Source organism: Geobacillus sp. GHH01, from assembly GCF_000336445.1.
GTDB lineage: Bacteria > Bacillota > Bacilli > Bacillales > Anoxybacillaceae > Geobacillus > Geobacillus zalihae.
Genome location: NC_020210.1, coordinates 3179190 through 3205112, shown reverse-complemented (window position 1 = coordinate 3205112; position 25923 = coordinate 3179190). Strand labels below are relative to the sequence as shown.

Annotated in this window: 28 protein-coding genes; all 28 read left to right on the top strand. The window is 49.5% G+C overall.

The features are described from left to right. Positions 1 to 203 precede the first annotated feature (203 nt). The 28 genes from GHH_RS15910 (at position 204) to GHH_RS15775 (ending at position 25921) form a co-directional block, all read left to right on the top strand. Positions 204 to 1049, top strand: a complete 846-nt coding sequence (locus GHH_RS15910; RefSeq protein WP_015375861.1) for a DegV family protein — start codon at positions 204 to 206, stop codon at positions 1047 to 1049. A 112-nt stretch (positions 1050 to 1161) separates the two neighbouring features. Further along, positions 1162 to 1350 carry a hypothetical protein gene (locus GHH_RS19255; protein ID WP_041470600.1) on the top strand — a complete coding sequence of 63 codons (189 nt, stop codon included), beginning with the start codon at positions 1162 to 1164 and terminating at the stop codon, positions 1348 to 1350. Between the two features lie 280 nt (positions 1351 to 1630). Next, complete coding sequence (locus GHH_RS15900) at positions 1631 to 3022, top strand: DEAD/DEAH box helicase (protein WP_015375860.1); 1392 nt, start codon at positions 1631 to 1633, stop codon at positions 3020 to 3022. Continuing rightward, entirely contained in the window at positions 3019 to 3711 is a 693-nt protein-coding gene (locus GHH_RS15895; RefSeq protein WP_015375859.1) for a ComF family protein, read from the top strand. Before GHH_RS15900 ends, GHH_RS15895 begins: the two co-directional genes overlap by 4 nt. Positions 3712 to 3783: 72 nt before the next feature. After that, a complete protein-coding gene (locus GHH_RS15890) occupies positions 3784 to 5928 on the top strand; it encodes a hypothetical protein (protein WP_015375858.1) in 2145 nt (714 codons plus the stop codon). Further along, the gene (locus GHH_RS15885; RefSeq protein WP_013146438.1) at positions 5925 to 6221 is read left to right on the top strand and encodes an EscU/YscU/HrcU family type III secretion system export apparatus switch protein; all 297 of its coding nucleotides are present in this window, start codon (positions 5925 to 5927) and stop codon (positions 6219 to 6221) included. Before GHH_RS15890 ends, GHH_RS15885 begins: the two co-directional genes overlap by 4 nt. 45 nt (positions 6222 to 6266) lie before the next feature. After that, positions 6267 to 6692, top strand: coding sequence for a flagellar export chaperone FliS (gene fliS, locus GHH_RS15880; protein ID WP_015375857.1), 426 nt, complete (start codon positions 6267 to 6269; stop codon positions 6690 to 6692). An 18-nt stretch (positions 6693 to 6710) separates the two neighbouring features. Further along, positions 6711 to 7538, top strand: coding sequence for a flagellin (locus GHH_RS15875; RefSeq protein ID WP_015375856.1), 828 nt, complete (start codon positions 6711 to 6713; stop codon positions 7536 to 7538). An 82-nt stretch (positions 7539 to 7620) separates the two neighbouring features. Continuing rightward, complete coding sequence (locus tag GHH_RS15870; protein ID WP_015375855.1) at positions 7621 to 8058, top strand: YaaR family protein; 438 nt, start codon at positions 7621 to 7623, stop codon at positions 8056 to 8058. Between the two features lie 205 nt (positions 8059 to 8263). After that, positions 8264 to 8674, top strand: a complete 411-nt coding sequence (locus tag GHH_RS15865) for a TIGR03826 family flagellar region protein (RefSeq protein WP_015375854.1) — start codon at positions 8264 to 8266, stop codon at positions 8672 to 8674. Between the two features lie 71 nt (positions 8675 to 8745). After that, positions 8746 to 9012: a flagellar biosynthesis anti-sigma factor FlgM gene (gene flgM / locus GHH_RS15860; protein ID WP_015375853.1), complete on the top strand. Its 267-nt coding sequence runs from the start codon at positions 8746 to 8748 to the stop codon at positions 9010 to 9012. A 15-nt stretch (positions 9013 to 9027) separates the two neighbouring features. Then, positions 9028 to 9495, top strand: a complete 468-nt coding sequence (locus GHH_RS15855) for a flagellar protein FlgN (protein ID WP_015375852.1) — start codon at positions 9028 to 9030, stop codon at positions 9493 to 9495. Between the two features lie 12 nt (positions 9496 to 9507). Beyond that, positions 9508 to 11103, top strand: coding sequence for a flagellar hook-associated protein FlgK (gene flgK / locus GHH_RS15850; protein ID WP_015375851.1), 1596 nt, complete (start codon positions 9508 to 9510; stop codon positions 11101 to 11103). A gap of 10 nt (positions 11104 to 11113) precedes the next feature. Then, on the top strand, positions 11114 to 12007 hold the full coding sequence (gene flgL / locus GHH_RS15845) for a flagellar hook-associated protein FlgL (RefSeq protein ID WP_015375850.1): 894 nt from the start codon (positions 11114 to 11116) through the stop codon (positions 12005 to 12007). A gap of 34 nt (positions 12008 to 12041) precedes the next feature. After that, positions 12042 to 12596 carry a DUF6470 family protein gene (locus GHH_RS15840; protein ID WP_015375849.1) on the top strand — a complete coding sequence of 185 codons (555 nt, stop codon included), beginning with the start codon at positions 12042 to 12044 and terminating at the stop codon, positions 12594 to 12596. A 21-nt stretch (positions 12597 to 12617) separates the two neighbouring features. Further along, positions 12618 to 13052 (top strand): flagellar assembly protein FliW, encoded by a 435-nt coding sequence (fliW, locus tag GHH_RS15835; protein WP_015375848.1) that lies wholly within the window; start codon positions 12618 to 12620, stop codon positions 13050 to 13052. Between the two features lie 13 nt (positions 13053 to 13065). Continuing rightward, a complete protein-coding gene (csrA, locus tag GHH_RS15830) occupies positions 13066 to 13305 on the top strand; it encodes a carbon storage regulator CsrA (RefSeq protein ID WP_015375847.1) in 240 nt (79 codons plus the stop codon). Between the two features lie 187 nt (positions 13306 to 13492). Then, positions 13493 to 14476, top strand: a complete 984-nt coding sequence (locus tag GHH_RS15825) for a flagellin (protein ID WP_015375846.1) — start codon at positions 13493 to 13495, stop codon at positions 14474 to 14476. A gap of 173 nt (positions 14477 to 14649) precedes the next feature. Beyond that, positions 14650 to 15234, top strand: coding sequence for a hypothetical protein (locus GHH_RS15820; protein WP_015375845.1), 585 nt, complete (start codon positions 14650 to 14652; stop codon positions 15232 to 15234). Between the two features lie 28 nt (positions 15235 to 15262). Further along, on the top strand, positions 15263 to 16270 hold the full coding sequence (locus GHH_RS15815) for a UDP-N-acetylglucosamine 4,6-dehydratase family protein (protein ID WP_015375844.1): 1008 nt from the start codon (positions 15263 to 15265) through the stop codon (positions 16268 to 16270). 23 nt (positions 16271 to 16293) lie between these two features. After that, complete coding sequence (locus GHH_RS15810; protein ID WP_236612573.1) at positions 16294 to 18570, top strand: motility associated factor glycosyltransferase family protein; 2277 nt, start codon at positions 16294 to 16296, stop codon at positions 18568 to 18570. 71 nt (positions 18571 to 18641) lie between these two features. Continuing rightward, complete coding sequence (locus GHH_RS15805; protein ID WP_015375842.1) at positions 18642 to 19694, top strand: glycosyltransferase family 4 protein; 1053 nt, start codon at positions 18642 to 18644, stop codon at positions 19692 to 19694. Between the two features lie 191 nt (positions 19695 to 19885). Next, entirely contained in the window at positions 19886 to 21040 is a 1155-nt protein-coding gene (locus GHH_RS15800; RefSeq protein WP_168105298.1) for an FkbM family methyltransferase, read from the top strand. A gap of 17 nt (positions 21041 to 21057) precedes the next feature. Then, positions 21058 to 22239, top strand: a complete 1182-nt coding sequence (locus GHH_RS15795; protein WP_015375840.1) for a glycosyltransferase — start codon at positions 21058 to 21060, stop codon at positions 22237 to 22239. A gap of 55 nt (positions 22240 to 22294) precedes the next feature. Further along, positions 22295 to 23464 (top strand): glycosyltransferase, encoded by a 1170-nt coding sequence (locus GHH_RS15790; RefSeq protein WP_015375839.1) that lies wholly within the window; start codon positions 22295 to 22297, stop codon positions 23462 to 23464. A 53-nt stretch (positions 23465 to 23517) separates the two neighbouring features. Then, positions 23518 to 24192, top strand: coding sequence for an HAD family hydrolase (locus GHH_RS15785; protein ID WP_041470597.1), 675 nt, complete (start codon positions 23518 to 23520; stop codon positions 24190 to 24192). A 22-nt stretch (positions 24193 to 24214) separates the two neighbouring features. Continuing rightward, positions 24215 to 25183 carry an ATP-grasp domain-containing protein gene (locus GHH_RS15780; RefSeq protein ID WP_015375837.1) on the top strand — a complete coding sequence of 323 codons (969 nt, stop codon included), beginning with the start codon at positions 24215 to 24217 and terminating at the stop codon, positions 25181 to 25183. Between the two features lie 12 nt (positions 25184 to 25195). Beyond that, positions 25196 to 25921, top strand: a complete 726-nt coding sequence (locus tag GHH_RS15775; protein ID WP_015375836.1) for a cytidylyltransferase domain-containing protein — start codon at positions 25196 to 25198, stop codon at positions 25919 to 25921. Positions 25922 to 25923 lie beyond the last annotated feature (2 nt).

Sequence of the window (25923 nt, the reverse complement as noted above, 5' to 3'; positions counted from 1 at the left end):
GACGATCGAAGTGGCTTCCTGTGGCATCGATGCGCCGTTTGGCGGCGAAGGAGCGGCTTGGGCAAAGCGTTGCATGAGGATCAACGATTTTCCGCTTCACGGCTTGCCCGCGTTCTTTGCCTCCTCATGCATTGAGCGGTGGTGGACAGCCAGTCTTTTTGGTATAATGGCAGAAAAGGCTGAATCAGGAAGGAATGGCGCCCGTGAAAATTGCGATTGTCACCGATAGCACGGCTTATTTGCCAAAAGACGTGCGCGAGCGGCTCGGCATCCGGATGATTCCGCTCAGCGTCATTTTTGGGGACGAAACATATCGCGAAGAGATCGATATGACGGCCGATGAATTTTTCGCCAAAATCAAGCAGCACCCGAAGCTGCCGACGACATCGCAGCCCTCAGTCGGCGAATTTGTCGACTTGTTCACTGCCATTCGTGAGGAAGGGTACGACGCTGCCATCAGCATCCACCTCTCAAGCGGCATCAGCGGCACGTACCAAGGGGCGGTCACGGCAGGGACGATGGTGGACGGATTGCGCGTTTACGCCTACGATTCGGAAATCAGCTGCATGGCGCAAGGGTTTTACGCCATCGAAGCCGCCGAGATGGCGCAAGCGGGGAAAGCGCCGGACGAGATTCTCGCCCGCCTCGATGAGATGAAGCGAACGCTGCGCGCCTACTTTATGGTCGACGACTTGGCCCATCTGCAGCGGGGCGGACGGCTGACCGGGGCGCAGGCGTTCATCGGCGGCCTCTTGCAAATCAAGCCGCTTCTTCGCTTTGAAAACAAAGTGATCGTGCCGTTTGAAAAAATTCGCACGCGCAAAAAAGCGATCCACCGCATCGAAGAGCTGTTCGCCGAAGATGCGGAAAAGGGTGTGCCGCTCAAAGCCGCCATCATCCACGCCAACCAGCCGGATGAAGCGGGCCGCTGGCGCGATGAGCTGTCCGCCCGCTATCCGCACGTCGAATTTTCGATCAGCTATTTTGGTCCCGTCATCGCCACGCATGTCGGCGAAGGCGCGCTCGGGTTGACGTGGTATCAGCCTTAAGCCGGGGCTGCAAAGCGCCGTCTCGAGGCGCTGCAGCCAAGCGCAAGGCGGAACGGTGCGCTCCGCCTTGCGCGGCGGCGAATTTGTTGTACAGTAGGTTTCTCTCTGCTTTATGAAACGGACCGAAGATGCGGGGCTGGCCGAACTTGTCGAACCGTTTTCCTTTCCTGAAAAACTTGTCGCTATTTCCCTGGGAATGTTGTCGAAACACGTTATCGATCGGCTCCATGACTCTCCTGTGAATCTTCGCTGGCATCAGGTTTCGCCGCATCCATTTCTTTCGAAGGCCGATATGTCGTGAAAAAGACGGTCAAACCACATCCTGATTCCATTTGGAAAGGCCTTTTCATCTCCACTTTCTTTTCTGATCGAATGTTGTTGTTTTGTGCATGACACCCGTCTTTTATTACCAGCCTTCTAAAGAATGCCGTGAGATCGCTCTTCCTGTACCTTTATGCGCTTCAAGTCTCTCAACTTGGGGAGAGGGTGGTTTTCCATGGCGTTTTTGCCGCGTCATCCGCTCTTTTTGGCTCCCGACTAGGAGACATGCTTTTCCTAAATGACAAAAGGAGTGATGCTCATTGTACATTCCCCCATCAGCCGCTGCTTCCCCGCTCGTCGCTTGGCTCAATGGCCAGCGCCTACCCCGAGAGCAGCTGCCGTTTCCTGATGGAGAAGTCGCTGCCGCCATCCAGACCGGTTCGCTATGCGAACAGCCCGGGCTCATCAAAACAGCGCGCGGCTGGCGCTGCGGCCGTTGCGGAAATGATGATCGCCATCTGTTCGCCTCGTTTCCATGCGCCCGCTGTGGATCGGATTGCGCGTATTGCCGCAAGTGTCTTGTGATGGGGCGCATCAGCTCCTGCACTCACCTTGTGCACGTGACGATGCCGCTTCCGTCCGAGCGGCACGAGGCGCCGCTTGTTTGGGATGGGACGCTGTCCGCCGCTCAGGAGGATGCCGCTATGGCTGTCAAACAGGCCGTGCTCGATCGAAGCGAACTGCTCGTTTGGGCTGTATGCGGTGCAGGGAAAACCGAGATTTTGTTTCCCGCCATCGCCGCCGCGCTCGAGAAGGGCTGGCGCGTTGGCCTAGCCACGCCGCGTGTCGACGTCGTCCGCGAGCTTGCTCCCCGCTTTCGTCAAGCGTTTCCGCGCGTTCCGCTTGCCGTATGGTACGGCGGAAGCGAAGAGCGCGGGCGGATCGCTTCCTTGGTCCTCTCAACCACCCACCAGTTGCTGCGGGCTTACCGCGTCTTTGACGTTATGATCGTGGATGAAGTCGATGCCTTCCCATATTCTGTTGAGCCGATGCTCCAATACGCCGTCAGTCAAGCGCGGAAAGAACAGTCGAGCCTCATTTATTTAACCGCCACCCCATCCCGCGATTGGCAGCTTGACATCACAAGAGGCAAACGGAACGCCGCCGTCATCCCCGCCCGCTACCACGGCCGTCCGCTTCCCGTCCCCGTGTTGGAATGGTGCGGCAATTGGCGCAAACGGTTAGAGCGCGGCCGCTTGCCCGAAAACGTCCTTGCGTGGGTTCTCCATCGTTTGGCGCAGGGAAAACAAGCGTTTTTGTTCGTTCCCCATATCGATGAGCTTGAAGCGGTCACCCGCCTCTTGCAGCGCGTCGATCCCCGCATCGTCGGCGTTCATGCCGAAGCCCCAGACAGAGCTGAGCACGTTCAGGCGTTTCGCGATGGGCGCGTGCCGCTGCTCGTCACAACAACGATCCTTGAGCGCGGCGTGACCGTGCCGAACATCGATGTCGCCGTCCTTGGCGCCGAAGACCGCATTTTCACGGAAAGCGCCCTCGTGCAAATCGCCGGCCGCGTCGGCCGCCACGCCGCGTTCCCTGACGGCGATGTCCGCTTTTTCCATCACGGGAAAACGAACGAGATGGTGCGGGCGCGCCGCCATATCCTTCGCATGAACGAAGAAGCGCGAAAAAGGGGGCTGCTGCGCCCATGAACTGCCTTCTTTGCCATTCTCCATATAACCCGATTAACAGCTGGCGCCAGCTTCTTTTCCTCGAAGACCTTGACGTCCTTTGCCCGCGCTGCCGCGGGTCGTTCGCCGTCATTCACGGCCGCCTTTGCGAGATGTGCGGCCGTCCGCTTGAGGAAGCCAAGCCATCGCTGTGCGCCGACTGTCTAAGGTGGCAGGAAGATGAACAATGGGGGAGGGCGCTCGTGAAAAACCGATCTGTCTATCTATACAACGACTGGATGAAAGACGTCGTCGCCTTGTGGAAATTCCGCGGCGACTATGCCATCGTCGAGGCGTTCCGCCGTCCGTTTTCCCAAGCGTTTCGCCGCCATTTCGGCCGCGGCTGGCACGTCGTCCCGATCCCGTTAAGCCGCGAACGCCTGTATGAGCGCGGCTTCAACCAAGCGGAAGCGCTCGCCCGCTTGCTTCCATCCCCGTATTTCCCTTGGCTGGCCCGCCGGCATTCCGAGAAGCAGTCGAAAAAATCGCGCCACGAACGGCTGGACACCGACAACCCGTTTTTTCTCTCAGGACATCCGCCGATAAATGGGAAGCGAATCGTTCTTATCGATGACATTTACACGACGGGCATCACCGTCCGCCACGCGGCCCGCGTGCTGCTTGAGGCGGGGGCGGCGGAGGTGTGGGCGTTGACGTTGGTGCGGGCGTGAGCAGGCTAAACATTTGCCTGCAGGATGCCGATATAAACAGTAGCAACTGAATGGAGCGGAAGGTGAACGGGGATGGAAATTCGCAACGTTTTTACCAGACAATCGATAACGTCGCCTAATCAAACGCTGATCGTGCAAAAAGGCGAAACATACGATGCTGTCATCAAAGAAAGCCAAGGGGGCGCCGCCGTTGTCGCAATCAAGGGGACCGACGTGCGGGTGCAAACGGAAGGGGAATGGCCGCAGGAAGGGCGTGCAACGATCCAAATCGTCGGTGAACAAGAAGGAGTTCCTGTGGCGCGAATCGTTCCCCGTCCGCCGCAAGAGACGGACAAACAAGCGGTTCATTTTTCTGCTTCTGAACCGTTATCACCTGAGCTGAGACAGGTCGGGGCTTGGCTGCAAAAACATGGACAATCGCTCACAAAAGAGATCGTTTCCACCTTGCGGACGTTTTTCACCGAAGCCCCAGGCACCGTAGAGCAGAAATTAGATACTGTTCGTGTGGTCATCAATAAAAAGCTGGAACTGACCAGCACCCACCTTGTCGCTGTCCATGAGGCGCTGCATGGGAAGCCGCTCGGAGAGAGGCTCGTAGATATGGTAGAGGAGCTGAAGGTGAATGAACAAAAGAAATTCCGCGTTTCCATGGAAGGAAAATTGGATGACAGGGCGTCAACTTCTATGTCCCGTGTTGGTTCTCCACAAGAATTCGTTCAACAATTGCTGCAACGATTAACAGCTCTTTTGTCCGAACCGCATCAAAAGGCAAATGGCACAGAGATGATGCAAGCGATCAATTTATTGCGCGACAAGGTTCTTCATGCCATCGAGCAACTGAAAAAAGAGCCGCATCTTGAACAAGCGCTTGACTTGATTCAAAAGGAGATTGGAGAAGGAGTTCAGATTCATCCTGCCTGGAGGCAGGCGTTCAACGAAGCATTGACCGAAGCGCGCCAGTCGATGGAAAACGGAAGAGAGCTTGCTGCCCGGAAAGCGTTGTTCGATATGTTGAGTGACATGGAACAAACCCTTTCCTCGGGATCATCGGACTATGTTCCGCTTAATGGAACATGGATGCAAGCGAGTGTGCCGATGCAAACGAAAGACTTTCTCGTGCAAACGGTCACAGCCAAAATGGCACAGGCGTCCCGTGACTTTCAGATTGTGAAGCGCAATGTGATGCGCCATTTGGAGACGGTGCTGCACTGGGCGGAACAAAGAGGACAAGCCGCCCGCTTGCAGGCAAAACAGTACTTGGAAAGCGCAATTAAGCAGTTGGACAACGTCATTTTAAAAAGTGATTTGATGCTGTTTACGGACATGGCGACGGAAAAGCAGCTGATGAAGGCGAGCTCCCAGCTGGCCGAAGCCAAAAAGCGGCTTCATCAAGGGGATGAGCAAGGCGCTCGAAAATTGGTCAATGGGGTAAAAGAGACCCTTGCGAATATGGAACTGAAACTTTCCGAAGCAAAAGTGAAGCATTTTGTGGTCGGTTTGGGAGAACCGCAGGAAGATGCGTCCAAAGCGTTTCTCCGGCACATAAACGAAGCGACGCAGCCGTTCGTTGACGGCCCATCAGCACGGCAACTGTTTGAAGCATTCCGACGGTTTGGTTTTACCCACGAGTATGAGGCGGTTGAATCGTTCGTGCAAAAAGGTGCGGACGAGGAAGGAACACTGCAAAATATGAAGGCGGCGCTCTTGCAGCTTGTGCAAAGCGAAAATGAACCCATCGCGCGCCAGTCGGTGCAAGCGCTGGCCAATTTGACTGGCCAACAGCTGTTAAACCGCTGGGACGCAGGAGTGGGCATGCAAAGCCTGTTCTTCTCCTTGCCGTTGCGATGGCAAAATGAAGTGCGGAACGTCAACGTCTATGTCAACGCCCGCCAAGATGGCGAGCGAATCGATTGGGAAAACTGTCAGCTGTATTTCTTGCTGGAGACGAAAAAACTGGGAGACCTCGGCATTTTGCTTCAAGCCAATGAGCGAAGCTTGTCCGTCACCCTTCGCAACGACCGCGATGACTTTGCCCAAAAAGCCGCGCCGTTCATCGATATGGCAAAAAAGCGATTGGAGGAGATCGGCTACCACGTCAAAATGGTCAACATCGCAAAGCTGACGAATGAAACGAAGCGGCAGGAAGAAGAAAAACGGGTGCCATCCGTTCGCCTGTACGGACCGTTTACGGAAAGAGGGTACGATTTCACGATATGATGGCGCAATATTTCAATCAAAAAAAACGAAAGCAAATGACTGGTCCGACGGCGGCCGTCATCCGGTATGACGAATCGTCGGGCCAGTCGCCGACTGTCGTCGCCCAAGGAAGCGGACATGTGGCGCAGAAAATCATTGAACTGGCGAAACAGCATCACATCCCGATTCAAGAAGACCCATTGCTCGTGCAAAACTTGCTTCAGCTTGATCTTGGCGACCGCATTCCGCCGCAATTGTATGCGGTCATTGCTGAAATACTCATTTTAATTCAGGAACTTGAAAAAAATCACTAAACATGCCTAAAATAACGACCGATATAAAAATGGGGGTAATACATAGTGGATTTTTTTACAGAAGAATGGATTTACCAAAAAAACTCGCAACAGCTGACGGCATTGTTATATGAAGGATTGATGGAATGTTTGGAAGAGGCCATCGCGGCCCTTGAACAAAAAGACTATTGGAAAGCGAACAAACAACTGCAAAAAGGAAACGACATCCTTCGCCGACTCGGCGTTGGATTGCGCTATGACGCGGGCATTATCGCCCATCAGTTGGATGCGCTTTACAACTATATGGCTGGGCGCCTCATCGAGGCGAATATGAAAAAAGACGTGAAGATTGTTCAGGAAGTGTGGCAATTAACGGCTACGATCGCCACCGCGTGGAACGAGGCGCTGAAGAGCGGCGCCTCCCCCGCGCAAACGGTGCGAAAGCCCAAAACAGCAGCGTATGAGCAGTTTGTCGCCTATGAGCAATCTTAAGCAAAGGAGTCGGTTTCGATGCGAATCAACCATAACATTCAGGCGCTCAACGCCTACCGCAATTTGGCGGCCAATCAATCGAGCATTTCGAAAAACTTGGAGCGCCTCTCCTCCGGTTTGCGCATTAACCGTGCGGCTGACGACGCAGCAGGGCTTGCCATTTCGGAAAAAATGCGCTCGCAAATTCGCGGCCTGCAAATGGCGGAACGGAACGCGCTCGATGCGATTTCGCTCATCCAAACGGCGGAAGGGGCGTTAAACGAAGTCCACAGCATCCTGCAGCGGATGCGCGAGCTGGCTGTGCAGGCGGCGAATGGGACGAACCAAGATACGGACCGCGAAGCACTTGACAGCGAATTCCAACAATTGAAAGATGAAATTGAACGGATCGGAACGGATACACAATTTAACACTATGAATATTTTAGCCAGCGGCCAAAATATTACGATCCAGCTGGGGCCGAATAATGGACAGTCCTTGACAATATCGTGGGAAAAACAAAAAAAAGATTCCCTTGGAGAAGACAAGAAAGATATTAACTCATTGGATATCAAGCAGGTGGCGAATGCCCAAGCTGCTATTGCAAAATTAGATGAAGCGATTATATCAGTGTCGAAAACGCGATCGAAAATGGGCGCTTACCAAAACCGCCTTGAGCATACGATTAACAACTTGACAACCGCGAACGAAAACTTGACCGCCGCTGAATCCCGCATCCGCGATACGGATATGGCGATGGAGATGGCCGAGTTTACGAAAAACAACATTTTGACGCAAGCGGCGCAGGCGATGCTCGCGCAATCGAACCAGCTGCCGCAAGGGATTTTGCAGCTTTTGAAAAGCTAATCGGACCGCATTGGGCGGGGCATAAACGCCTCGCCCTTTTGCTATGATTGTGCGATAATGGGGGTAGCGAGAGGTGATGGCGATGGAAGTGCAAAAAGTGACGCGCACAGGGCTGGCGAACGTGGGCCGCAAAGATGATGCCCCGATGGAATCGGTGTCCTTCACTGAAGTGATGGCGAAAACGCGCCGCGACGTCGTATGGGAGCGGATCAACGAACAAGTCCGCCAAATCGAGGAGCAAGGGAAGAAGCTTGCCGAGTCGCGGACGGTTGAGGATTTGCGCAAATACAAACAGCTCGTCAAGTCGTTTTTGGACGACGCGGTGAAAAACGGCCTGCAGCTCGAAGAACAGCGCGGCTTCAGCCGCGGCGGGCGGGCGCGCATTTATAAGCTCGTGAAGGAAGTGGATCAAAAGCTCGTTGAACTGACGAACGAAGTGTTGAAAAAAGAACAAAAGGGGCTTGAGATTTTGCGGCTTGTCGGCGAGATTCAAGGATTGATCATCAACATTTACACATAACCGCTCTGTTTATGTGGGCATCAACATAGCCCCGTGGTCGACCTGCTTGCGGCTGTAGAAGATGGCTAACGGCGCCGCATGCAGAAATGCGGCGCTGACAGAGGGATGATGTCGGCGCCAAGCCGGTGATCACGAGAAGACGCCGTTATTCAACCTAATCGCTTTTATAAGGCGGCTTTATGGCCATGATCGGGAGGGATCCACGATGGCGGAACTAGCCAATTGTTCGAAGTGCGGGCGGTTGTTTGTCAAGTTATCGACCCGCGACGTATGCGAGTCGTGCTATCAAGAAGAAGAACGGCAATTTGAACGCGTTTACGCGTTTTTGCGCAGACGGGAAAACCGCACGGCGACGATGGCGCAAGTGGTGGAGGCGACAGGGGTGGAGGAGAAGCTGATCATTAAATGGATTCGCGCAGGGCGGTTGCAGCTTGTTCATTTCCCGAATCTCGGCTACCCTTGCGACTCGTGCGGTGCGCTGATCCGTGAAGGGCGGCTATGCGCCAAGTGCCTCGGCCAGCTGCAAGCCGACTTGCGGCGGGCGGAGGGGGAAAAGGAAAAAGAAGCTCGTTCCCGCCGCGCCACTTATTACAGCCAAGATCATAAAGAGCGCTAAACATTTCCGTCAGTGTTCCGATATAAACAGTAGCACGATGTGAACCGTGTCGGTCAAGAGAGGTGAACGCGATGAAAATCCACCATATCGGTTCAATGAACGTCAACCCGTATCAACGCCAGCTCGTCAAAACAGAGCGGCTGGCGGCGGGGAAAGCCAATGGCGATCAAGTGGAAATTTCCAAAGAAGCGAAAGAGCTGCAAGAAGCGGCAAGCTGGGAACAGGCGCGGCAAGCGAAACTTGAAGAGCTGCGCCAACAAATTGAAACCGGCGCATACGAAGTCGACCCGCGGGCGGTCGCCAAGCGGATGATCGAGTATTACCGAAACCATCGATAAAGGAAGCGGATCGAGATGACATTTGCCCCACTCATTCGTCTGTTGCGGGCGCACAGTGAGCTTTATGAAAGCTTGCTGGCGCTGTCGAGGAGGAAGACGGAAGCGTTGAAGAAAAACGACATCGAGGCGCTGTCGGCTTTGCTTGCCGACGAACAGAAGCATATTTTGGCCATCCGCCAACTCGAGGAACGGCGGCAGCGATGGCTGAAGGAGACGCTCGGCGATGAGGCGGCGACCCTCTCCCGATGCATGGATCTGGCAAAAGGCAAGGAGCGCGAGGAGCTGAGGGAATGCCAAGCGCGGCTTCAGACCGCTGTGAACGCGGTGGCCGAGGCGAATGAATTAAACCGCCAGCTCATTGAGCAGTCGCTCCAGTTTGTCACCGCGATGCTCGAGACGTTCGCCCCAACGCCGTCCACGTACAGCCGCACGCAACAATACGCCCCTTCGCCCGAGCGACCGCTGTTTGAATCGAAAGCGTAAGGAGGAAGAACGATGCTCTCGACATTCCACGGCCTTGAAGCCGCCCGGCGCGGCATGATGGCCCAACAAGCCGCCTTGTACACGACAAGCCATAACATCGCCAACGCCAATACGGAAGGGTATACACGGCAGCGCGTTCAACTGCGGCCGACGCCGCCGTTCCCGACGCCCGGCCTCAACCGCCCGAACATCCCAGGGCAAATGGGGACAGGAGTGGAAGCGTCGTCGGTCGAACGGGTGCGTGAATATTTCCTCGACATCCAATACCGCGGCGAAAACAGCAAGCTCGGGTACTGGGAAGCGCGCGCGGATGCGGTGGCGAAGATGGAAGATATCATGAACGAGCCGTCCGACAGCGGGTTGGCGAAAACGATGGACCAGTTTTGGCAGGCGCTTCAAGATTTGAGCACCCAGCCGGAGAACGAAGGGGCGCGCTCCGTCGTGCGCCAGCGCGGGTTGGCGGTCGTCGAGACGTTCCATTACTTGTCCAATTCCTTGACGCAAATCCGCACGGACATCGGCACGCAAATCGGCACGACGGTGACGGAAATCAATTCCCTTCTCAACCAAATCAGCGCGTTGAATGAACGGATCGCCGAAATCGAACCGAACGGCTATTTGCCGAACGACTTGTACGACGAGCGCGATCGGTTGGTCGACCAGCTGTCGCAATATATGGAGATCGGCGTGGAAAAGCATCCAACCGGCGGAAACGCTTTGCCCATGGCCGAAGGAACGTACGACGTTTACGTGATGAACGGGAGCGCGAAAGTGTATCTCGTTCAAGGGCGCACGGCGTCTGTTGTGTCATTTCCCGACGGCAGTGATGTCGACGGCGACGGGGTGAAGGAAATGCCCCCCGCTTCAGGCGTCAATACGCTTGATGTCAGCGGGACGACCGTTTCCTTTTCCTCTCTTCCGAACGGTAAATTGCGCGGGTTGATCGAAGGATACGGCTATCAAACAGGAACCGACGCCAGCGGCCAGCCGATCGTCAAAGGGCTGTACCCCGACATGCTTGCCAACTTGGACAAACTCGCCTATACGTTCGGCACGGTGCTCAACGCCGTTCATCAACAAGGCTACGGGCTAAACGGGAGCACGAATCACCCGTTTTTTGATGGGATCAGTGCCGTAAGCGGCGCGGCGAAAACGATCAAGCTCGCCGCCGACATCGACGATTTGGCGAACATCGCGGCGTCCACAAAAAGCGGGGAAACAGGGAACGGCAACAACGCCATCAACCTCGCCAACGTCCGCAGCCTGCTTCTGTCCAATGCGACCGTTTCGCTGCAAGACAACATCGCCGTCAACTTGGCGTCCCTGAATTTGCCGCTTTCCTCAGGCACGGTTGAAACGAACTATCAAGGCTGGATCGGCCAGCTTGGCGTCGACGGTGAACAGGCGAACCGGATGAAAACGAACAGCGAAACGCTGCGCCAGTCGGTGGAGGAAAAACGGCAGTCCGTCAGCTCCGTGTCGCTCGATGAAGAGATGATGAACATGATCAAATACCAGCACGCCTACAACGCCGCGGCAAGGCAGATTACGGTGATTGACGAAATGCTCGATAAACTCATCAACGGCATGGGCGTCGTCGGAAGGTAGGTGAACGGTGATGCGCATTACGCAAAGCATGTTGGCGAACAATACGCTTAAGCAGATTACCCGAAGCTACGCCAATTTGGACAAATATCAAACCCAGCTTTCGACGGGGAAAAAAATCACCCGCCCGTCGGACGATCCGGTTGTGGCGATGAAAGGAATCGCCTACCGTTCGAATTTAGCCGAAGTCGAGCAGTTCAAACGCAACTTCTCGGAAGCGTACAACTGGGTGGAAAACTCCGATTCGGCGCTCGATAAGGCGACGCAGGCGCTCCAGCGCATCCGCGAGCTCGTCGTGCAGGCGAGCAACGACACATACGAAGAAACGCAGCGCCAGGCGATCGCCAAAGAAGTGCGCCAGTTGACCGAACATTTGGTCACGATCGCCAATACGAAAGTCGGCGACAAATACATTTTCAACGGCGCGAAAACGACCGAGCCGCCTGTGACGGTGAACCCGGACGGCACGATTTCGGTGTCGGCAAACAGCCAACAGCTGAACATTGAGCTTGCCAAAGGCATTTACATTCCGGTCAACATTCCGCCGAGCACAGCGTTCGGGGCAGGCAGCGGATTGTTTGCCGACTTGCAAAACTTGGCCGCTTCCCTCGAAAATCCGAGTACGACCGGTAATGATGTAACGGGCTATTTAGACAAACTCGACAGCCATTTGACGAATTTGCTCGGCGTCCGCGCCGAACTCGGCGCGCGCATGAACCGGATCGAGCTGATGGAAGACCGCATCGACAGCCAGCAGGTGATCGCGGAAAAAATGTTGTCGGACAACGAAGACGTTGACCTTGAAAAAGTCATCACCGATTTGAAAACGCAAGAAAGCGTCCACCGCGCGGCGTTGGCCGTCGGCGCGCGCGTCATTCAGCCGACGTTGGTCGACTTTTTGCGTTAAACTAGCGTAATGCCCGCCAAAAGGAGCGATGGCCATGCGCATTCCGCAGCTTAAGATGGAAGCGACGTACGCCAAGCTGGCGATCTCAAGCGAACCTGCGCGGCTTGACATCGCCCAGCCGCCCGCCGAGATGACGATTGAACAGCCGCCTGCCGAAATGAGCGTCGCTTCCATCCCCGCGCGCTTGACGATCGACCAGACCGAGGCGTGGGCGGCGGTGAACAACAAGCACGTATTTCGACTGATTCAAGACGCGGCCGCTGACGGGCAGCAAGCGGTGCTCGACTTCATCGAGCGCGCCGCCATTCAAGGCGATGAACTGATGCGCATTGAACACGGCGGCGATCCGCTCATCGAGCAGGCGGAGGCCAACAGCGAAGGCCCGCCGCTTGAGTTTAACATCGCCCTCGTCCCGCCGCCGTTTAGCGTCAAGGTCGACTATGAACCGGGCAGACTCACGATCGACTGGAACACCTACGCGCCGCGCATTGATGTGAAACCGCATGCGCCGATCATCCGCTGCCAGCAAGGGGCGGTCAAGATCGATCTCGCCCAGCGCCCGTCGCTTCACATTGACGTCGTCATTTGACGAAAATAGGAGGAACAAGGGATGAACATCGACACGAAATACCATGGAACGGTGGCGGTGAACGAGCAAGACATCGTCCACTTTCCCCATGGCCTGCCCGGATTCGCGGACGAGAAGCGGTTCGTCCTTCTTCCGCTCGCCGACACGCCGTTTGTCATCTTGCAGTCGGTCAAGACCCCTGCGCTCGGGTTTATCTTGATTGAGCCGTTTTCGTACTTTCCGTCGTACGAATTTGAACTGGATGAAGCGATGGTCGAACAGCTTGACATCGAAAGCGAACGCGACGTCGCGGTGTACGTCATCTTGACGGTTGCCGACCCGTTCGACAACACGACGGCGAACTTGCAGGCGCCCGTGGTCATCAACGCCCGAAAACGAATCGGCAAGCAAGTGATCTTAACGAACACCCCGTACAAAACGAAACATCGCCTCTTCCCGGAAAAAGCGGCGACGTAAAGGAGGCGGTCCGATGCTTGTCCTAACACGCAAAATCAAAGAAGCGATCCAAATCGGCGACGACATCGAAATCACCGTCCTCGCCATCCAAGGCGACCAAGTGAAACTCGGCATCAACGCGCCAAAACAGATCGACATCCACCGCAAAGAAGTGTATCTTGCCATTCAGGCGGAAAACAACGCCGCCGCCGAAGCGTCCGAAGCCTCGCTCGCCGCACTGACCGCCAAGCTGAAACAATGGAAACAACCATAACGCTGAAGCGCCCACGCGGCGCTTTTTTCGCCCCATCGACAAAAAATTTAAATTTCCCTATTAAACTTCCAAAAAACGCGCCGATATAAAAAGTGAGCGCGGCATATGGCGAAAGGCGGCCGACTTTCGCCCTAGCCCCGCCGTTCCACAAGGACGTGGAAAACATCATTTCAAGGAGGAAGAGAACATGAGAATCAACCACAACATTGCGGCGTTGAATACGTATCGGCAGTTGACGACCAATACGACCAACGCTTCGAAATCCATTGAAAAACTTTCGTCTGGCCTCCGCATCAACCGCGCGGGCGACGATGCGGCGGGTCTTGCGATCTCGGAAAAAATGCGCGGCCAAATTCGCGGGTTGGAGCAAGCGAGCCGCAATGCTCAAGACGGTATCTCGCTCATTCAAACGGCGGAAGGTGCGCTGAATGAAGTGCACTCCATCCTGCAGCGGATGCGCGAGCTGGCAACGCAGGCGGCCAACAGCACGAATACGCAAGCAGACCGCGAGCAGCTGCAAAAAGAGTTCAACCAATTGACGTCCGAAATCAACCGGATCGGTAATACGACGGAATTCAACACGCAAAAATTGTTGAACGGCAATGTGAGCGGCGCGAGCCCGATTAAACTGCAAATCGGGGCGAACACCAATCAGTCGTTTGAAATTAAAATTTTCGATATGCGCGCCCAAGCGCTTGGCTTGGCAGGGACAGCGGCCGGTAGCAAAGCTAGTGGCTTAGGTGCTGCTACTACTTCAAACGGTACGAGCGTATCGAATGAACTTAAGGTAGGCATTTCTAGCGCTACATTTACAAGTGGTGCAACGAACCAATTGACAGACGTTAGCAACGCCAGCACGCCTGAATATGCTTTAAATATCATGTCTTTCAGCGGCGCAACGGCGGCGATTTCGAAAATCGACATCGCGATCAACACCGTTTCGACAGAGCGCGCCCGTCTCGGTTCTTATCAAAACCGCTTAGAGCATACGATCAACAACTTGGATACGTCGGCGGAAAACTTGACGGCGGCGGAATCGCGCATCCGCGACGTCGATATGGCGAAGGAAATGATGGAATTTACGAAACAAAACATTCTCACCCAAGCGGCCCAATCGATGTTGGCGCAAGCGAACCAACAACCGCAGAGCGTGCTTCAGCTGCTGCGATAATCGAAAAGAACAATCAGGCCTCTTCTCGACCTCGGGGAGAGGCCGTTCTCTTTTATTTTGTTCGGAATAATTTTCCGAATCTCATTCGCTTCACACTGACAAAAATGATCCGATAATAATGATAGAAGGTGTCAGAGAGTAGTCGACAAATCTCGTGTAGGAGAGTGCAGGACATGCAACTCAACATTTTCGGACAGACGTTTGAATATCGCAATGATCGATCAGAGCTTGAAGCGATGTTCCAAAAAATCTTCTCCATGATTGACGAGGCGGATCGGCAATTGAGTCATCTCGTCATCGATGGCGTCGAAGTATATGACGATTTTGAAACCTATGTGGAGGAACGAATCGATTTCATCCGCACGATTGACGTGGTAGCGGTGACGATCGAAGAATACATACAAGATGTACTCCAGACGATGCATTCGTATTTGCTGCGCGCCTTGCCAGAGATTGAGCGCATCATTGATGAGTTTTACCAAACGCCTTCGGAAGATGCGTGGATGCGATTCGAGCAAATGCTGGAAGGAATCCAATGGATCGACCAAGCTCTTTATTGGCTCACCGAACACCCGAAACATTCGCTTGATCGCCAAGCGCTCGCTCGCATCCGGGAAACGCTGGCGGAACAATTGCGGCAATTGCTCGAAGCTGTAGAAGCAGGCGACGCGATTTTGATCGCCGACTTGATCCAGTATGAGATCAAGCCGCTATGGAAGGACATTATAGAGCACGTAAAAGTCAATGTTGTGAACTAAACGCAGACAGCAAAGGCAGTGAACCGAATTGAGCATTTACACAGGAAAAAAAATCTTAATTATCGGCGGCACGGGGACGATCGGACAGCATCTCACCAAAGCGCTCTTGCAGCATGACCCGAGCGTCATTCGCATTTTCAGCCGCGATGAGCATAAACAGTTTGAACTGGCGCAACAATTCAAACAACATGCCAAAGTGCTTCGCTATTTAATCGGAGATGTCCGCGACGAAGCGCGGGTGCTGCGGGCGATGGAGGATATTGACTACGTCTTTCATCTCGCCGCCATGAAGCATGTGCCCGCTTGTGAATACAATCCGTTTGAAGCGGTGAAAACGAACATCATCGGCACGCAAAATGTCATTCAAGCCGCTTTGAGCGCCGGAGTGAAAAAGGTGTTATTCACCAGCACGGATAAGGCCATTTCGCCCACGAACACGTACGGCGCGACAAAGCTGACGGCGGAACGGTTGATCGCGGCGACCGAGTATCAAAAAGGACCGAAGAAAACGATTTTCTCGGCGGTGCGGTTCGGCAATGTCATGGGGTCGCGCGGTTCGGTCATTCCGTTGTTTAAAAAGCAGATTTTAGAGGATCGAGAAGTGACCGTCACCCATATGGACATGCTTCGCTACATGATGACGCCGTCGCAGGCCATTTCTCTCCTTTTGAAAGCGAACGAACTGGCCGTGGGCGGAGAAGTGTTTGTGCTGAAAATGCCCGTGGTGGCGCTGAAAGATTTAGTTGAGGTGATGATTGAAGAAGTCACCAAGAAATATCGCATCAACGAGCCCATTCGCATTAAAGAGATCGGCTTGCGCCCGGGGGAAAAAATGTATGAAGAGCTGATGACAGAAGATGAAGCGCATACGGCGTGGGAAACGGACGACATGTATGTGATCGGCCCTCCCTTTGGCTGGAAGCCGCATGCCTATCCAAAGGAATGGAGCATCCGCCCGTGCCAAAACCCGTTTCAAGGCGAGATGATTGATAAAGAAACATTGCGCCGTTGGATTTTGGCAGAAGGCTTAATATAGGGGAAAAGGTGAGTGATGGAGCGATGAGCATCATGTTGTTGGCAGAGAATGAACAATTTTTGCAAAACCGCTATCCATCCATTTGGCAGCTATGGAAGCAAATTGAGCATGAATCGGTTTGGAAACAATATGAAATCGTCCCGTCCCATGCTGGGCCGCCGACGATTCAAGTTCATGTGGATGGACGCCCTCTGTATTTGCACAGCAAATACAATCCCGAACAGGAAGCCGAGCGCCTCGTCGAGCAGCTCAAAGACCAAGTGGAGCAATGCGACCATTTGTTTTTTTACGGCATCGGGCTCGGCTATCATGTCGAAAAACTGTTATCCATGTTTCCTGATAAGTCGTTCACCATTTATGAACCAAATCCATGGATCTTTTTCCGCTTTCTGTCGTACAAACGGGTGACCGAATGGCCGCTTCATCGGCTTCGCTATTTGTATGTCGAAACCGGCGAGGAATCGCGCAGGCAGTTCTTTGCTGAGTTTGCCAACGCGCTCGAGACGAATGTGGGGCTTGTGGCGCTGCCGAGTTATGAGCGCATTTTCGTCGACCAATATCGGCAATTTGTCCGACAGTTTCGAGATATTCTCCAGTCAAAGCGCATCAACTTGGCGACCGAATTTGCCTTTGGCAAGCGCTGGACATTGAACAGCTTGATGAACTTGCCGACAACGTGGAGGTCGCCAAGCATTTTCAGCCGAAAAGAACATTTTCGTTCCAAACCGGTTTTGCTTGTGGCCGCTGGGCCGTCGCTGCAGGAGGAATATGACAACCTTCGCTATATAAAGGAAAAAGGGCTGGCCTATATCTTTGCCGTCGGATCAGCGAATCGAGCGTTAGTGGCGAACGGCATCCTTCCCGACGCCGTTTGCACGTATGATCCACAGGCTCATAATTTCGCTGTGTTTTGGGACATGATTGACAAAGGCATTGACGCCAACGTGCCGATGATTTACGGGACGAGCGTCGGATACGAAACGATTCAACAATACAAAGGGCCAAAGTTTTACGCCGTCACCTCCCAAGACACGGTAACGCCATACTATTTGGACAGCCTTGACCACAGCGAAGTGATCGACGATGCGTTCTCCATCGCCATCATTACATTGCAAATCTTGGCGAAGCTGGAGGCGAATCCGGTCATTCTTGTCGGGCAAAATTTCGCCTTTCGCGACAATTACTATTATGCGAAAGAAATCAAACGGGGAGAAAAGCAGACCGCTGAAGTGCTCGAACATGAGCGGCGCGGCCTCATGCAAGTAAAGGACGTATACGGCCGCCTTGTCACGACGAATGAATCGCTCAACCAAATGCGGCTGCTGATGGAGCACTATATCCAGAAGTATGCTCAGATCGAAGTCATCAACACAACAAAAGGCGGTGCGGATATTTCTGGCGCACCATTTCTTCCGCTGGAGGCCGTCATCCAAAACCGGTTGACGAAGAAAGTCGTGAATGAAAACTGGCATGCCGGCCAAGAACGCAACCCGACGCAAGGGATGGAAGACAAAATCGGGAACATGAAGCGTGCGATGACCGATTTCATCAAGAGATATCATGAGCTTGAAGCCATGTTTCATGAGTTGGAGCGAGCCGCTATTCGAAAAAAAGAAGACAAATTGCTCAAATTATTCGCCCGCTTCGATGAGCAGTTCCGCCGCTTCACCCAAAACGACTTTTTTGACGTATACGTCCGGCCTGTCGTTCGTGTCTATACGGAAATGCTGCAAAAAGAAGCGCACAACATCCGCAAAGAGCAAGATCCCGTTGTGAAAGCGGGCAAGGTGGTTCGGGCGTTCCGCAGTTATTTGCATCTATGCCAGCAAGTCTATAACGAAATGGCGCCGTTGGTGCAAACCTATCTGCATCCCGCCCTGAAACAGAAGGACGATGGCTGGAAGAGACGCGAATGCACATCTAGTGAATTTCAATACATCGGCCAATGGCGGAAAAAGGAGATTAAAATTGAAAAACAATCGTCCGGAGAAGCGGATGTGATCAGCGCATATTACGAAACGAACGAACCGAATGCCACGATTAAGTTTACGTTTAAAGGGACGGCGCTTCGGGTGATTGGGGCGAGGCACGTGGAGTGTTCGGATCAATTGCAAGTAATTATGAGGGGATATAAAAGGAACTTCTCTGCTCAAGATAGAAAAATAGGTGATTTATTTTCTCCACAATTTGAACAGATTTTATTCCAAATATCAGGATTGTCACCAAGGATATACGATGTGGAGATAAAGTTGGCTGATGATAGAATCTTTATTTTTCAGCGAATAGAAGTGAAGGATTAGAAGCTTTTGGTCTTAGAAAGTGGAAAAGGAATGTTTTGGAATATAGAATGTTGATGGAAGGATGAAATAGCTTGAGCTTGAAAATATTTTACGGGCTAATATCTATTTGTGGGTTGAATACTACCTTTGCAAATGCACTTAGAGAAAAAGGGTTCGATACTAAGTCTGTCTCATTTTTAAAACATTACTTTGAAAAATCTGATATTGACTTTGATATTAATCAATTTACTAAACACGAAAAAATAGCAATTCGTCAAAAAATATTCGAAGAACATAAAGATCACTACGATATTTTTCATTTCTTTTTTGCCCACACATTTTTATATGACCAGAAAGATTTGATTTATTTGTCTTCTAAAGGAAAAAAATTATTTATGCACCACAATGGAACTGATGTAAGGCGACCTAGTGTATTGGAGAAATTTAATCCGTATGCGAGATTGATGTATAAAGATTTTTTGGTGAATGAGGATGAGGTAGTTAAATACATAAAAAATTGCGCTGAATGGATCCCTGTATCAATTGTACAAGATTTAGAATTGGCCGAATATGTGCAACCCTTCTATGATTACGTAGAAATACTACCTTTACCAATTGATTTGCGATTGGATAAATATAGTATTGAAAATTATGATTATGAACCAATTACTTCAACGCGAAAGAGAAGGTTGAAAATTATTCATGCTCCGACAAATCGAACATTTAAAGGGACAGACTATATTGTTGATGCTATAAAGAAAGTATGTTTGAAGAGAAACGATATCGAATTTATTTTAATCGAGAATCAAAATCATAATGATTTTCTCAAAGAGCTAGCCAAAGGAGATATTATTATTGATCATCTATTATACGGGGCTTACGGAATGTTATCGATTGAAGCAATGGCGCTAAAAAAGCCAGTCATTACTTATATCAACGATTTTGTTAAAAAAGGTTATCCTCATGATCTGCCTATTATATCCGCGACGATAGATAATCTTGAAAAGGTTATTGACCAATTAATAGATGATAAAGAAAAAATGATTTATGCAGGCGAACAAGGAAGAAAATATGTAGAGGAGTACCACGACTTAGAGAAGGCTGTTTTGCCAAGGCTCATAGATATATATGAAAAATATTGTTAGTTCCTTCATTTGGCGTATAATTTTATTTTTTGTATATTTCGTAAAAAATGAAATGTATCAAACACTATACCTACCCTAAAAAGGGATGCGACTTCCAAATGTGATTTAATCTGGATCATTATTACAAAATGTATCCGGTAAAAAAAGGATTATATAGGAGGAAAGAGAACAAAATGATAGGGAGATATAAGGTGCAAAAAAAAATTTTGAATTTATTTACATGTTTGCTGGACGATAAAGACCAAATATTGATTTGGGGAGCGGGAGAACATACTGTTGCTTTGTTAGGGTTTCTGAGAGAAAAAAATATTTCGCTCCATTCTATCCGAGGGATTGTTTCTTCTTATAAAGAATATGATCAAATAATGGGAATCCCAGTATACTCGCTTCAAGAGGCTCTTGATTGGATTGATCATATTAAGTACATTGTTGTTTCCTCACACTCTTTTCAAAATGAAATTTTGTCGGGATTAGAGAAAAATGGATTACGCTCTAAGGCGTTCGTTTTGTATGATACGGAGAAGTTTGATCCATTGTTTTATTGGAAAGTAGGAAAACAGTTGTATTACAACTATGAAGATATTCCTGAGGAACAAATTATTCATGAGGTAAAGCTAGGCAATATTGAATTTAAAATGTTGCTTAACATAAAGGAGTTTATCCAGAACACCATTTACAATTACGGCTATTATGAGGAAAAGGAAACTCGATTTTTATTACAACAAATTCAGCTGGGCCAAACGGTTTTTGACTTAGGTGCGAATGTCGGTTATTATACTTTAATGTTTGCCCGAAAAGTTGGAAATAGTGGGATAGTCCATTGTTTTGAGCCGGATCGCAAAAACTTTAGACAACTGGTGGATAATATCTATTTGAATCAATTGTCAAATGTGGTGGCTAATCAAGTCGCTGTTTCGAATGCTAATGGTTATATGACTTTGTATTCTAACTCTGATGAGCATGGAGGAATGAAATCAATTGTGCAGCAATTTGAACACGTTTATTACCGAGAAAAGGTAGAAACTATCTGCTTGGATGATTATGTTAAACAAAACGAGATTCATAAAGTAGATTTTATTAAAGTTGATATTGAAGGAGCAGAAATGCTTGCTTTTCAGGGAGCTGAACATCTCCTCTCATCTTCCAAAGCACCAGATATTATGTTAGAAATTAATCCTATTTGTTTATCAAGATTAGGATTTTCCGATATAGAGCTTCAGAAGTTGTTAATTGACTATGGATATAAAATATACTTGATAGAAGATAATGGCACGTTAAAGCATCTTCCATCGGAAATCGAAACGAGGAAGTCTATTAATGTCTTTGCGACAAAAAAAGATTATTGAGTTAAAGGGTGTTAATTATGAAAAAGTTGAGAGTAGCAGTCTTGTCAGATCATCCAAGCAATAAAGATCCTAGAATATGGAGAATGACAAAAACCTTGGTGGAATTAGGATATGAAGTGACGCTCTTTTGCCAAAAAGAAAAAGGCGATCGAGAGTATGATTATGAAGACAATATTCATATTAGGAGAGTATTAGATTATAAGTTAGGCACCTCAGTGTTAATTGATAAATATTTAATAGCACATTTTCAATTAAGAGACGCTTTGCTGAAGGAGGAACGCTTTGATATTTTCCATTGCCATGACCCAGAGACGTGGCCAATTGGATATTTAATGGCTAGGGAACAAAAGGCAAAATGGATAGCAGATTCACACGAGTATTTTCCAGACTATATTGAAAAGCGAAATTATGGGGATGATATAAATAAATATCATACTGCTGTTCAATTAGGAAAAAATCGCGGGAATTATATAAGGTTTGCAGACGGGGTTATAGCTGTTAGTGAAGAAATGTTACATGTTCTTTCCAATGAGTATTCTCTCACCTGCCCTAGGACGGTGATTTTTAATACTCGTTATTCCTCACATATAATGACCAAATCCAAACAAAAAACACGCCAAGAGCTTGGCCTCAGTGAAGAGTTTAAATATTTTGTGTTTGCCGGAAACATTATGCCAGATCGAGGCATTGATACGATTATTGAAATGATTAAGATGATGCCAGACCACTTTCGCCTTATTATTATTGGTGATGGTTTATTGGATGATTATGTAAAAGAAGAACATAAACAATCTCATAAGATTATATATTTAGGTAGATTAGAATACATAAATTTAATTAAATATGTTTATGCTTGTGATGGTTACTTGTATTTTCCGCATCACTATGGAGAAAATGTATTGAGAAATTACAAATACGCTATTCCGAATAAATTATTCGATGCTATCTTTTCTGATATTCCTTTTTTTACATATGATGGATTTGCTTTCTCTGAGATTGTAAAAAAATTCTGTGTGGGGGTTGCTTATCCAATTGGGAAGGACATAGCGTCTATTACTGAGGATATTGTTAATAAGTTAAATAACAATGCTTTTGCGAAAGAATCTTTCGAACAGGCCAAAATATACTATTCATGGGAAAATCAGAAATATAAGTTGGATAGTTTATACAAGGATATTTTTAGAGAGGAACTTAAATAATGAGGAGCAAGGTTGGGTACTTTTGTAGGAAATTTTCTGTATGAGGTGATAAATTATGACCGCTATCTGCGCAGTTGTTCCATCCTTTAACTCAGAGCTGCATATTGAACAGACCGTTGCCAGCCTTTTAAATCAGACAAAGCCACTCCATAAAATCGTTATTGTAGATGATGGCAGTCAAGATGGTACGTTAGAAGTCATTAATAGAATGATGCGGGAAAACAAAAATATAGAGTTGATTCAATTAAAACAAAACTCAGGTCCTTCGTATGCACGAAATATTGGGGTTGAGCATGCAGACAGTGATTGGATCCTATTTATGGATTCGGATGATATAGCTCATCCGCTATTAATTGAAGAGCTTCAAGCACATTTGGAGCGTTTGAATCGAACAGGTGATCAGCCAGAGTATTTTCTTGCTCATCCCAACTATCGTCATATTGATGAACATGGCAAGGTAATAGATGAGTTAAACTACGGTCGTCCATATAGGAAAGAGGAAGCTTTGGGATTTCTGCTATTAAGGAATACAATCGCGACAAGTGGTATTTTAGTGAATCGGGAGTTGTTTCGAAAAGTAGGTGGATTCAATACTGAATATCGTTATGCAGAAGATTGGGATTTATGGTTGCGAATGAGTGAACATAGCGGAATCGCCCATATCAATAAACATTTAGTTGATATTCGAAGACATTCCCATAATTTATCTGCGAGTATGTCTACCATGCATGAGTATGAAAAAAAAGTGCTGTTGTCTTATTCATTAAAGAAGATAAAAGAAGCGATCTTTAGAAGGACGAAACTTTCTCCCACGCAGAATATGTGTGATTATGTTTCCATTCTTTTTCGTTTAGACAAATGGGAGGAAGGCTATACAATTATACAAGAGTTAAAAGATGACGACCGTAATGATGAGCAGGTCTTATTCTTAGAGGGGATTTATTTTCTGAAGACCGAGAGCGCTATAGAGGCTGAGAAAAGATTTGCAGAGATACTTAACGTTAACCAGTGTGATGGGGCATCTTTAAATAATTTAGGAGCTGTGAAGTTAATCAGAGGAAAAGTAGAGGAAGGTAGGAACTTGCTGCTAAGAGCTTTAGAACTTTACCCTAATTATTTAGATGCTAGTTATAATCTTCAGGCGAATCCGCCTTATACTTGGAAATCGCTGAAGTTTACATGGAGAAAATTACGTTCTAAATTAATCTCTTATAATCGGCAATAAAATCTTTTCTACGGGTTTCGAAAGTGTTCCAAGACTATTACAAGCGTTGGAGAATGAGCTACAAAGGATACATCTTCGACCTCGACGACACGCTGTATTGTGAACACGATTACGTCAGATCGGGATTTTGGACGGTGGCGAATGAGCTGGCGAAGCAGCGTCCAGACATAGGGATAGACGGCATTCATCAAATGCTGATCGATGAATGGCGGCGAAATGGGCGCGGGCGGGTGTTTGATGACGTATGCAAGCAGCTAGGTATTGACGCCGATATTGCCCGCCTCGTCCATCTTTATCGCAGTCATCGGCCCGATATTTCGCTATATGATGATGCGAAGGAAGTCCTGGCTCATTTGAGACAGACAGGAAAAAAGCTTGGCATCATCACGGATGGGGATTCGACGATGCAATGGTCGAAAATCAAAGCGCTTGAACTCGAGCATGTCGTAGATGCCATCATCGTCACCGGCGATTTGGGAAGGGAACATTGGAAGCCGAGCGAAACGCCGTATCGCAAGATGGTGGAGGAGTTGGGGGTGGATTTTCGCGATTGCGTATACATCGGCGATAACCCCAATAAAGACTTTATTGCCGCGAAAAGGCTTGGGATGGGCACGGTGCGGATCATTCGAGATGTCGGCGATCATATGCGAACGATGTTGGGGGACGAATACGAAGCGGACATGACGATTCATTCGTTGACCGAATTGATTGACAGGCGTTTGTAGGTGGAGGGGGCTTTTTCCGCGTTTGGTGAAAGAGGTGGTTCGTATACACGTATTGGTGACCAGCATTTCCAAAAAGATTCCGTTGCTTCAAGCGGTTCGACGCGCCATGCAGAAAATCGGAATGCCAGGGATTTTGATCGGGGCTGATCGAAACAGTAGCTGCATTGGCCAATATTTTGTCGACGAATTTTGGCACATGCCTTCACTCGAACAGTTCACTGTTGAAGAATTCATTTCGATTTGCCGTCAAAAGCGCATCCGCTTCATTATACCGACAAGAGATGGCGAGCTTCCGTTCTTTTCTTCCTATCGTCAAGTATTCGAAGAGAACGGTATATTTGTCATGGTGTCTGAACGGAACGCGATTGAGATTTGTCTTGACAAGTTGCGGTTTTATGAACTGCTCTCTGCTCAAGGGTTTCCTGTCATTCCGACAGCACTTTCGTTGGAAGAGCTGAACGATGGAGACTATGTTGTGAAGGAGCGTTACGGAGCGGGGGCGAGAAACATAGGGCTTTGTTTAACGAAAGAGGAAGCAAATCAGCATGCCAAGAAGCTGGAGGCCCCTGTTTTTCAACCTTTTATCGCTGGGACAGAGATCAGCATCGATCTCTACATGACACGGACAGGACACGCGAAGGGAGCAGTGGCTCGAAAAAGGGATTACGTCGTGAATGGGGAGTCACAAGTCACCACAACGATCAGAAATGAGAAATTAGAGGGCATGTGTATCGCTGTCGCCTCCTATTTAGGGGTATACGGGCATGCGGTGATGCAAGTGATCATCGATCGTGAGGGGCAGTTTCATCTCATCGAGTGCAATCCCCGCTTCGGTGGGGCTTCGACGTTAAGCATCGAAGCTGGTTTGGATAGTTTTTATTGGTTTTTCCTTGAGTCCCAAGGGGTGAACTTGAACGATTATCCATTTATCCGTTCAACGAATGAAAAGAAACAAATTCGGTATCCCGCCGATTTCGTAATCGATTTGTAAAGGGGGATTCAGTTGAAAACACTCATCATCATCCAAGCCCGCATGGGATCATCGCGGCTGCCGGGAAAAGTGCTCATGCCGCTTGGGGATACGGTTGTGTTGGACTATGTTGTTTCACGATGCCAACAAGTAGAAGAAATTGATGAAGTGGTGGTGGCGACGTCCACTCTGATGCAAGATGATGCGATTGAAAATTGGTGCCAGAAACGCTATGTATCTTGTTTCCGCGGCTCAGAGGGCGACGTGCTTGCGCGCTATTATGAATGTGCAAAACCTTATCAGCCTGACTATGTGATTCGTGTGACGGCGGATTGTCCGTTTGTTGATTATGAATTGGCAGACCAAATTGTGGGAGCTATGAAAGCAGAACCATCGGATATTGTCATCGTGGAGGGAGAGTTGCCGCGCGGTCTAGTGGTTGAAATGGTGTCGTTTTCGGCGCTCGAATACATATACCATCATGGCAAAGAACCGCGTCATCGCGAGCATGTGACGTACTATGCCTATGAATTTCCGAGTGAATTCCGCCGCACCTATGTTCAAGCGCCGAAAGACATTTGTCAACCGCAGTTGCGCATCACATTGGATACCGAAGAAGACTATCAATTGTGCGCGGCCGTTGCGAACCATTTCAAAGGGAATCGGCTTGTTCGTTCGAGCGAGGTCGTTCAGTTTTTACTGGCTCATCCCGATGTGGCCAAGCTCAACGCCCACGTTCAGCAAAAACCGGTGGTGTAACA

Excerpts from the sequence above, each read along its gene's own strand:
- GHH_RS15895 (WP_015375859.1), top strand. The coding sequence starts at position 3,019 with ATGAACTGCCTTCTTTGCCATTCTCCATATAACCCGATTAACAGCTGG.
- GHH_RS15870 (WP_015375855.1), top strand. The coding sequence starts at position 7,621 with ATGGAAGTGCAAAAAGTGACGCGCACAGGGCTGGCGAACGTGGGCCGC.
- GHH_RS15840 (WP_015375849.1), top strand. The coding sequence starts at position 12,042 with ATGCGCATTCCGCAGCTTAAGATGGAAGCGACGTACGCCAAGCTGGCG.
- GHH_RS19255 (WP_041470600.1), top strand. The coding sequence starts at position 1,162 with ATGAAACGGACCGAAGATGCGGGGCTGGCCGAACTTGTCGAACCGTTT.
- flgM (WP_015375853.1), top strand. The coding sequence starts at position 8,746 with ATGAAAATCCACCATATCGGTTCAATGAACGTCAACCCGTATCAACGC.
- GHH_RS15855 (WP_015375852.1), top strand. The coding sequence starts at position 9,028 with ATGACATTTGCCCCACTCATTCGTCTGTTGCGGGCGCACAGTGAGCTT.
- flgL (WP_015375850.1), top strand. The coding sequence starts at position 11,114 with ATGCGCATTACGCAAAGCATGTTGGCGAACAATACGCTTAAGCAGATT.
- GHH_RS15795 (WP_015375840.1), top strand. The coding sequence starts at position 21,058 with ATGAAAAAGTTGAGAGTAGCAGTCTTGTCAGATCATCCAAGCAATAAA.
- GHH_RS15825 (WP_015375846.1), top strand. The coding sequence starts at position 13,493 with ATGAGAATCAACCACAACATTGCGGCGTTGAATACGTATCGGCAGTTG.
- GHH_RS15890 (WP_015375858.1), top strand. The coding sequence starts at position 3,784 with ATGGAAATTCGCAACGTTTTTACCAGACAATCGATAACGTCGCCTAAT.
- GHH_RS15875 (WP_015375856.1), top strand. The coding sequence starts at position 6,711 with ATGCGAATCAACCATAACATTCAGGCGCTCAACGCCTACCGCAATTTG.
- GHH_RS15885 (WP_013146438.1), top strand. The coding sequence starts at position 5,925 with ATGATGGCGCAATATTTCAATCAAAAAAAACGAAAGCAAATGACTGGT.
- GHH_RS15790 (WP_015375839.1), top strand. The coding sequence starts at position 22,295 with ATGACCGCTATCTGCGCAGTTGTTCCATCCTTTAACTCAGAGCTGCAT.
- GHH_RS15810 (WP_236612573.1), top strand. The coding sequence starts at position 16,294 with ATGAGCATCATGTTGTTGGCAGAGAATGAACAATTTTTGCAAAACCGC.
- GHH_RS15785 (WP_041470597.1), top strand. The coding sequence starts at position 23,518 with ATGAGCTACAAAGGATACATCTTCGACCTCGACGACACGCTGTATTGT.
- csrA (WP_015375847.1), top strand. The coding sequence starts at position 13,066 with ATGCTTGTCCTAACACGCAAAATCAAAGAAGCGATCCAAATCGGCGAC.
- GHH_RS15820 (WP_015375845.1), top strand. The coding sequence starts at position 14,650 with ATGCAACTCAACATTTTCGGACAGACGTTTGAATATCGCAATGATCGA.
- flgK (WP_015375851.1), top strand. The coding sequence starts at position 9,508 with ATGCTCTCGACATTCCACGGCCTTGAAGCCGCCCGGCGCGGCATGATG.
- fliW (WP_015375848.1), top strand. The coding sequence starts at position 12,618 with ATGAACATCGACACGAAATACCATGGAACGGTGGCGGTGAACGAGCAA.
- GHH_RS15865 (WP_015375854.1), top strand. The coding sequence starts at position 8,264 with ATGGCGGAACTAGCCAATTGTTCGAAGTGCGGGCGGTTGTTTGTCAAG.